Source organism: Arenibacter sp. F20364 (assembly GCF_023015905.1).
GTDB lineage: Bacteria > Bacteroidota > Bacteroidia > Flavobacteriales > Flavobacteriaceae > Arenibacter.
This window is the reverse complement of the sequence record NZ_JALKBD010000109.1, coordinates 1-1,120: the sequence shown is the minus strand read 5'-3', so window position 1 is coordinate 1,120 and position 1,120 is coordinate 1. Positions and strand designations below refer to the sequence as shown.

Annotated in this window: 1 protein-coding gene; it reads right to left on the bottom strand. The window is 52.8% G+C overall.

The annotated features are described in order from the left end of the window. Positions 1–1,052, bottom strand: a 1,052-nt coding sequence (gene istA, locus MWU84_RS23910) for an IS21 family transposase (protein ID WP_246906520.1), incomplete at its 3' end; no start/stop codon positions are given. Positions 1,053–1,120 lie beyond the last annotated feature (68 nt).

Sequence of the window (1,120 nt, the reverse complement as noted above, 5' to 3'; positions counted from 1 at the left end):
TAATAGCTCTTGTCCGGGGAGAAGTATACATAGCCCATCTTCTGGACCTTGGCCCTGCGGTAATCCTTTAGCTCGTACGCACTCCCGGGCAGGGGCTTGAGGTATTCCCGTTCCACGGATTGGAACAGCTCCCTGCGGCTGGCCTCCTTTCGTTTGAACAATAGATCGTTATAGGCCCCCAACTGGCGTTTTATCTCCAGGTTCAGGTCGGCCAGGGAGAAGAACACCATTTCCCGTATCGGGTAATAGATGCGCTGATAGGCAAGGTGCACGGCGTTCTCCACCAGGGCCTTGTCCTGCGGGGAATACCCCCGGGCGGGGTTTATGGCGCAGTTGTAATGGCGTGCAAAATCCTTGAAGCTCCGGTTGATATCGGCCTCATATCTGCTGGCCCTTGTCACCGCGGATTTCAGGTTGTCCGATACGATGGCCTTGGGCACGCCACCGTAATAGTTCAGGGCATTGGTGCAACAAGCGATCAGGTCCCCCCGTTTTTGGCTCCTGCAGGCCTCCACGTAGGTATACTGGCTATTGGGCAGGATGGCTACGAACACTTCCACCGGGATTACTTCCCCTGTGGCCCTATCGACGATATGGAGCTTCTTGCCCGCGAAGTCGATGAACAGTTCCTTGCCGGGGTCGTGCTCGAGCTTCATCGAACCTTTGGTCTTGGCATATTTGCGACGGTAATGTTCCAGGAACTGGGTATAGCCATAGGGGTCCTTGGCCGTTTGCACATAATCCCGGTAATGGTGGAGGAAGGTAAATCCGGGATGGTTCCTAGCTTTGTTGATTCCCTCAAAAGACCGCATGAGCTCTTCGTAGCGCTCATTGTCTATGGTCGTATGGGATGGGAAGAGGGCCTCCAGGGCCCCATTGTCAAGGGCCAACAGTTCCTTAAGAGAACGGTCGCAGGCTCCGAAAAGGCGCATATAGGTATTTACCGTATTACGGGATATCCCCAGGGTGGCACCTATCTTACGGTTGCTCAGTCCATCGAGGTGCAAAGAAATAATCTGTTTCAGGTCCATTGGATCAAGTGTATTGGCCATATCGCTTGTTTTTAAGCGACAAGGTAATTGTTACTTGATCTTTCAAAGTGGCACAAAACGAAACGTTA